Annotated in this window: 7 protein-coding genes; 4 read left to right on the top strand and 3 right to left on the bottom strand. The window is 69.7% G+C overall.

Features of this window, described 5'->3' with window-relative positions; genetic code table 11:
- A partial coding sequence (locus AC31A1_RS43720) for an RNA-binding S4 domain-containing protein (RefSeq protein WP_489658643.1) occupies positions 1 to 414 on the bottom strand: 414 nt, incomplete at its 3' end.
- A gap of 228 nt (positions 415 to 642) precedes the next feature.
- On the opposite strand from AC31A1_RS43720, the gene AC31A1_RS43715 reads away from it, so the two are divergent.
- Positions 643 to 1,335, top strand: coding sequence for a uracil-DNA glycosylase (locus AC31A1_RS43715; protein WP_489658642.1), 693 nt, complete (start codon positions 643 to 645; stop codon positions 1,333 to 1,335).
- A 70-nt stretch (positions 1,336 to 1,405) separates the two neighbouring features.
- Positions 1,406 to 2,368 carry a prolyl aminopeptidase gene (gene pip / locus AC31A1_RS43710; RefSeq protein WP_489658641.1) on the top strand — a complete coding sequence of 321 codons (963 nt, stop codon included), beginning with the start codon at positions 1,406 to 1,408 and terminating at the stop codon, positions 2,366 to 2,368.
- 72 nt (positions 2,369 to 2,440) lie between these two features.
- Here the strand turns inward: pip and AC31A1_RS43705 are convergent, their stop codons facing one another.
- Complete coding sequence (locus AC31A1_RS43705) at positions 2,441 to 3,910, bottom strand: LamG domain-containing protein (RefSeq protein ID WP_489658640.1); 1,470 nt, start codon at positions 3,908 to 3,910, stop codon at positions 2,441 to 2,443.
- A 15-nt stretch (positions 3,911 to 3,925) separates the two neighbouring features.
- On the bottom strand, positions 3,926 to 4,594 hold the full coding sequence (locus AC31A1_RS43700; protein WP_489658639.1) for a GntR family transcriptional regulator: 669 nt from the start codon (positions 4,592 to 4,594) through the stop codon (positions 3,926 to 3,928).
- 187 nt (positions 4,595 to 4,781) lie between these two features.
- Here AC31A1_RS43700 and AC31A1_RS43695 point away from each other — a divergent pair, with 187 nt between their 5' ends.
- Entirely contained in the window at positions 4,782 to 6,254 is a 1,473-nt protein-coding gene (locus AC31A1_RS43695; protein ID WP_489658638.1) for an NCS1 family nucleobase:cation symporter-1, read from the top strand.
- A gap of 5 nt (positions 6,255 to 6,259) precedes the next feature.
- The coding region (locus AC31A1_RS43690) for an aspartate/glutamate racemase family protein (protein ID WP_489658637.1) at positions 6,260 to 6,687 on the top strand (428 nt) is incomplete at its 3' end.

The raw sequence follows: 6,687 nt of genomic DNA, 5'->3' as shown, positions 1-6,687 counted from the left end.
GGGCGGGGGCGGCGGGGAGTTGTCCACGTAGCACTGGACGGCGACCGGGGGGCCGACCCGTTTGCGGATGACCTGCTTCACGATGACGACACGCTCGTGGCCCTCGTGCCGGAGGCGCACCTCGTCGCCGACGTGGACGGCGTGGGCGGGCTTCACCCGCTCACCGTTGACACGGACGTGGCCGCCCTTGCAGGCGGCGGCGCCCATGGAACGGGTCTTGACCAGGCGGACGGACCAGATCCAACTGTCGACGCGGACGCTCTCACCATTGACTGGACTGGCGGCCTTGGCGGCGGCCACGGCGTCGGTCGGCGCCTCAGCGGCAGGGCTCCGCGGCGCGTCGGTGTTCCGGCTCGTCGTGGTCGCGCCGGTTTCTTGGTCGCCGTGGATCTCATCCGCGCCCTCTGAAGCCATGCCTCGACTTTAGTACCCAGGGGTGGGCGGCTCCGGCGGGTTTCGGTCGCCGACCTGAGGGAGAGGTTCCTCGCGGCTCGCGCCCCTTGTCGGCGGGGTGGCGCTGGCGAAGGTCGGCTATGACAAGTACCTGCGGTTCGTATGGCCGTTGCCGGCGCTGCTGTTCCTGATGATCTGCGGGTTCGTGGCGTTCGGCGCGGTCCTCACCTGAGCCCTTACGGTGAGGGGGTGAACCTGTCCGACCTCGATCACCGGATCACCGGCTGCCGGGCCTGCCCCCGCCTGGTCGCCTGGCGCGAGGAGGTCGCCCGCACCAAACGCGCCGCCTTCGCCGACTGGACGTACTGGGGCCGCCCGGTACCCGGCTTCGGCCCCGCCGACGCCTCGCTCCTGATCACCGGCCTCGCCCCGGCCGCGCACGGCGCCAACCGCACCGGCCGCATGTTCACCGGCGACCGTTCCGGGGACGTCCTGTACGAGGCCCTCTACGACATTGGCCTCGCCTCGCAGCCGACCGCCGTGAGCGCCGACGACGGCCTGGAGCTGTACGGCGTGCGCATCACCTCACCGGTGCGCTGCGCCCCGCCCGCCAACAAGCCCACCCCCGAGGAACGCGACACCTGCCGTTCCTGGCTCGTCGAGGAACTCACCTTGCTGCGGCCGACGTTGAGGGCCGCGGTCGTCCTCGGCGCCTTCGGCTGGCAGGCGGCGCTGCCCGCGTTCGGGGCGGCGGGCTGGCAAGTCCCGCGCCCTCGGCCCGCGTTCGGGCACGGGACCCAGGTCTCCCTCGACGGCCTCGACCTCTTCGGCTGCTTCCACGTCAGCCAGCGCAACACCTTCACCGGCAAACTCACCTCCGCGATGCTGCGGGACATCCTGCGCACGGCAGCCGGGGCGGCGGGGCTGCCGACCGCGCCGTAGCGAGGCCAGGGACGCCGGGGCCGTAGCGAGGCCAGGGACGCCGGGGCCGTAGCGAGGTTAGGGTCGCAGGATGGGCCTGTATCCGGAGATCGAACCGTACGACCACGGCATGCTCGACGTCGGCGACGGCAATCACGTCTACTGGGAGACCTGCGGCAACCCGCACGGCAAGCCCGCCGTCGTGCTGCACGGCGGCCCGGGGTCGGGTTGTTCCCCTTACCCCCGGCGTTACTTCGACCCCGCCGTCTACCGGATCGTGCTGCTCGACCAGCGCGGCTGCGGACGTTCCAGGCCGCACGCGAGCGCGTACGACACCGACATGAGCGTGAACACGACGGCCCACCTCATCGCCGATCTGGAGCTGCTGCGGCGGGAGTTGGGGATCGAGCGGTGGCTGGTGTGGGGCGCGTCGTGGGGGTCGGTGCTCGGGCTGCGGTACGCGCAGACGCATCCGGGTGTGGTGTCGGAGCTGGTGCTGACCTGTGTCGCCACCGGGTCCGATCCCGAAGTCGCCTTGCTGACCAGGGGACTTGGGAAGCTCTTCCCGGAGGCCTTCGAGGCGTTCGTCTCCGGACTCCCCGCCGAGGAGCGCGAAGGGAACCTCGCCGCCGCCTACAACCGGCTCATCGAGTCGCCCGACCGGGCGGTGCGGGAGCGGGCCGCACGCGCCTGGACGGACTGGGAGACGGCGATCGTCCCGGCGCCGCCGCGCTCCGAAAAGCGGTACGAGGACCCGAAGTTCAGGATGTGCTTCGCGCGGACCGTCACGCACTACTTCGGCAGCGACCATTTCCTGGGAGAGGGAAATGAGGAGGGCGTCGTCCTGCGGGACGCGCCCCTCCTCAAGGACATCCCCGGCACCCTCGTCCAGGGCAGCCTCGACCTCGGCAACCTCCTCGGTGTCGCCTGGCGGCTCCATCACGCCTGGCCCGGCAGCGAGTTGGTGATCGTGGACGAGGCCGGGCACAACGCGAGCGCGCCCGGTGTCGCGCAGGCGCTGGTGGCGGCGACGGACAAGTACGCCCGCCGCTAGGCCGTGTCCGAAAAGTCCCGCCTGCTCTCCGGGCGGACGACGGGACTTTGCGGACACGGCTAGCCCAGTTGGTCAGCCGACTCGCGCCGCGGCCAACGGTCGTGTCGTCACGTCGTAAGTCCCGGTGCTCTTCGACGAGTTGACGCTCCACCGGTACCACGAGAACTCGCCCGTGGTGTCGGAGGCGTAGAACATCATGTGGCCGATGCCGACGCCCTGGAGGTTCTCGCCGGTGACGTTGCCGACCATGCGGGTGTCCGGGTACTTGGGGTAGTTGGTCAGGGCGTAGACGCCGTGCGGGTCGGAGGTGCAGTCGACGATCTCGACGGCGTACTGCGTCTCGCCGGTGAAGTCGGCGGTGCCGCTGAAGACGCCCTTGACCTCGCGGACCATGACGATGTGGCCGGTGTTGTCGGGGTCGCTGCCTTTGTAGTCGACGGCGATGATGTCGCCTGGTTGCAGATCGGCGACCTTGCGGACGCGCTGGAAGCGGGGGCCGGCGGTGCCGTTCAGGAAGGCGGCGCAGTAGTCGGCGGCCTCCGGGACCTTCTCCTGGAAGTACTGGAGGAAGTAGTCGTCGCTCGCCCAGCCGTAGGTGTGCTTGAGGACGCCGGTGACGAAGGACGCGCAGCGGGCGCGGGCCACCCAGCTCGCCGGGTCGTCGGGCGTGCCCCAGGTGAGGGTGGCGCCCGGGTCCGTCCGATAGACGTTGTTCAGGCGGGCCGTGCGGCCGCTGACCAGGGCGATCTCGTCGGCGGTCAGGGCACGGGCGTACGCTCGTACGTCGTCGATCGCGCCCTTGAACCGGTTGACGGGCGCGCCGTCGAAGCGGGCCCGGCCGATGGAGAAGCCGCCGGGCGCGGCCCAGGACAGGGTGGTCGCGGCGCTGCCCTGCGGCTGCCCGTCGACGTACAGCCGGATCTGCGTGCCGTCCCAGACGCCGGCCAGGTGGGTCCAGATACCGAGACCGGCCGGTGATGCGGCGACGGCGGACACCTTGGTCGCCTGGTCCTCGCTGCGGACCTTGAAGGCCCAGGTGGAGACGGTGTTGTCGTACTGGAGGAGGAAGCGGCTGGTCGTCGCGCCGTCCTGGCTCACCGCCGTGTACATGGTCGCCGGGTCGGCGTCGCTCGCCAGGCGGACCCACGCCGAGACGGTGAAGGGGAGTGTCGTGTCCAGGACGGAGCCAGTGGCGGCATACGCCCCGGACGTCCCGTCGAGACTCAGCTCGCCGCCCGCCCGCAGCGCCGTCCAGGTCGCGCCGGAGCCCGGCGTGACGGGGTGTTCGCGGCCGGAACGGTCGGTGCCCGAGCCGTCCAGTGCCCAGTGGCCCACCAGTCCGCCTGTCAGATACCCGGCCGCCAACAGCCGCTGATATCCCACCAGTTGCTCGGCCTGTGCCAGATGCGGCGTGCCGACCGGTGTGAACGGGGTGTCCAGTGCCACGTCCGCCACGGCCACTCCCGCCCCCTGCGCCACGCCCGCCATCGCACCGACGCCCACGAGCGCGGCTCCGCTCAACAAGCCACGTCTGCTGACCACGTTCGCTCCCTCTGCTTACGGCTGCGGGTCGTCCCCGAACAGATGCCGGACCGTGGAACGATAGTTGGTCCGCACGTGGGCCAGTGCGTGCGCGCGGGCGCGGGCCGGGTCGCCGGATGCGATCGCCTCGTACAACTCACGGTGTTCCACGAGGAGTTGAGGCCACTCCTCGTTCCGTCGGGTCATCCAGCGCAGCCGGCCGGCGACCGGTTCCAGGGCGGCGGTCAGCAGCGTGTTGCCCGCTATCGCCACGATGCTGTCGTGCAGGCGGCTGTTGATGTCGGTGATCACCTCGGCGTCCCCGGCCTCGGTCGCGGCGGCCGCGCGGTCGAGGAGTTCCTCCACCTCGGCCAGTTCCTCCGGTGTCGCGCGGGACGCGGCGAGCCCGGCCGCGTAGACCTCCAGGGCCTCGCGCAGTTCGAAGAGCTCCCGCACGTCGTTCGGGGTGAGACGGCGTACGACCGTGCGGCGCGGGGTCTCGAAGTGGACGAACCCTTCGGCGACCAGCGCGCGGATCGCCTCGCGGACCGGCACCCGGGAGACGCCGAACCGCTCGGCCAGCTCGCGCTCGACCAGCCGGTCGCCGGGACGGAGGCGACCGGCGATGACGTCCTGCCGCAGCGTGGCCAGGACGCGCTCGCGCACCGCTCCGAGGGGTTCGATCTTCTCTGTCGTGGAGCTCATGGATTTATCTTCGCCGACTCGGAGGGTCTTTTACGGAGCGTTAACAACGGAGACATCGGTCGGAACGGTTGACGGGAGGACTATGACGGCAGTTTGGTATACCAAACGACACCGGAAGCCGTCCTGCCCATCCCTCTCGTCCCTCTCGTCCCTCTCGTCCCTCCCGTCCCCTCGCCCTGGAGGCCCCGTGTCCCTCGCCGACAGTGCCGAAGCCACCGGCACACCAGCGTTCGTCCCCGACCCCCGGCTCACCAACGAAGACCTCGCTCCCGCCGACAAGCGGAACTGGAAGGTCTTCGACCTCTTCGCCATGTGGATGTCCGACGTCCACAACCTCGGCAACTACACGTTCGCCGCAGGCCTGTTGGTCCTCGGCATGAACGTCTGGCAGGTCTTCACCTCCCTGCTCGTCGGCTTCGTGCTCATCTACGTCGGCATGAACTGGATGGGGAGGATCGGGCAGGCGCACGGCGTCCCGTTCCCGGTTGTCAGCCGCATCAGTTTCGGCGTGTGGGGCGCCAACATCCCGGCCCTCATCCGGGCCGTGATCGCCATCATGTGGTACGGCATCCAGACCTACCTCGCGTCCGTCGCCGTCAACGTGATGCTGCTGGCCGCGTGGCCGGGCCTGGAATCCTGGACTCACCACTCCTTCCTGGGACTTGACGCCCTCGGCTGGGTCTCCTTCGTGTCGCTGTGGCTGATCCAGGCGGTGATCATCAGTCAGGGCATGGAATCCGTACGGAAGTTCCAGGACTTCTGCGGCCCCGCGATCTGGCTGGTGATGATCGCGCTGGCCATCTGGGTGCTGGCGAAGGCCGGTTGGTCGATCTCCCTCACCTCGACCCCGCACCCGGTCTCGTTCGGCGAGCAGTGGCGGCAGTGGTTCGGCGCGATCGGGCTGATCCTCGCGACGTACGGCACGCTGATGCTCAACTTCTGCGACTTCTCCCGCTTCGCGCCGGACTACAAGACCGTCCGCCGCGGCAACTTCTGGGGCCTGCCCATCAACTCCACGGCGTTCGTGGTCGTTTCGGTGATCGTGACGGCCGGTTCGCTGGAGGTCTGGGGCCAGGCCATCACGGATCCGGCGGAGTTGGTCGCCAAGGTCGGCAACACCTGGGTGATGGTGCTGGGCGCGTTCACGTTCGCCGTCGCCACCATGGGCGTCAACATCGTCGCCAACTTCGTCTCACCGGCGTACGACCTCGCCAACGTCTGGCCGCAGAAGATCACCTTCAAGATCGGCGGCATGATCAGCACGGTGGCCGCGCTGGTCGTGACCCCGTGGAACCTCTTCTCCAACCCGACCGTCGTCAACTACTTCCTCGGCGGCCTCGGCGCCTTCCTTGGCCCGCTGTTCGGCGTGATCATGGTCGACTACTACTGGGTGAAGCGCGGCCGGGTCGACGTACAGGAGTTGTTCGACGCGACCCCCGGCTCCCGCTACTACTACCGGAAGGGCGTCAACCCCAAGGCCCTGTGGGCGTTCCTGCCCTCGGCGGCGGTCGCGGCGGTACTGGCCCTGGTGAAGACGTTCAGCGATGTGGCCCCGTACTCGTGGTTCATCGGTACGGCACTGGGCGCGGGCCTGTACGTAATGATCTGCCGCACCGACCGAGCCGCCACCGAGCCCGCCCTCGAACCGGTGGAGGTCTGAGCGGAGTGCGCATCGTCGTCACCAACTGCAACACCACGCAGGAGATGACCGAGGAGATCGTACGAGGTGCCCGGGCCGCAGCAGGCCCGGGCACCACCGTGACCGGCCTGACCCCCGCGTGGGGCCCCGAGTCCGCGGAGGGCTGGCTCGACAGCTACCTCTCGGCGGCGGCCGTCATGGACCTCCTCCGGACGTACGAGGGCCCTGCGTACGACGCCGTCGTCATGGCCGGCTTCGGGGAGCACGGGCGGGAAGGCGTCCGGGAGTTGGTGGACGTACCGGTCGTCGACATCACCGAGGCGGCCGCCCACCTGGCCTGCCTCCTGGGCCGCCGCTACGGCGTCGTCACCACGCTGGAACGGTCCTGCGGCCAGATCGAGGACAGCCTGGAGCTGGCGGGGGTGGGCCGGAACTGCGCGGCGGTGGTGGGGAC

This window comes from Streptomyces sp. P5F9 (assembly GCF_057961495.1).
Note: the sequence above shows the minus strand (reverse complement) of the source record. Positions and strands in the feature narration are given on the sequence as shown.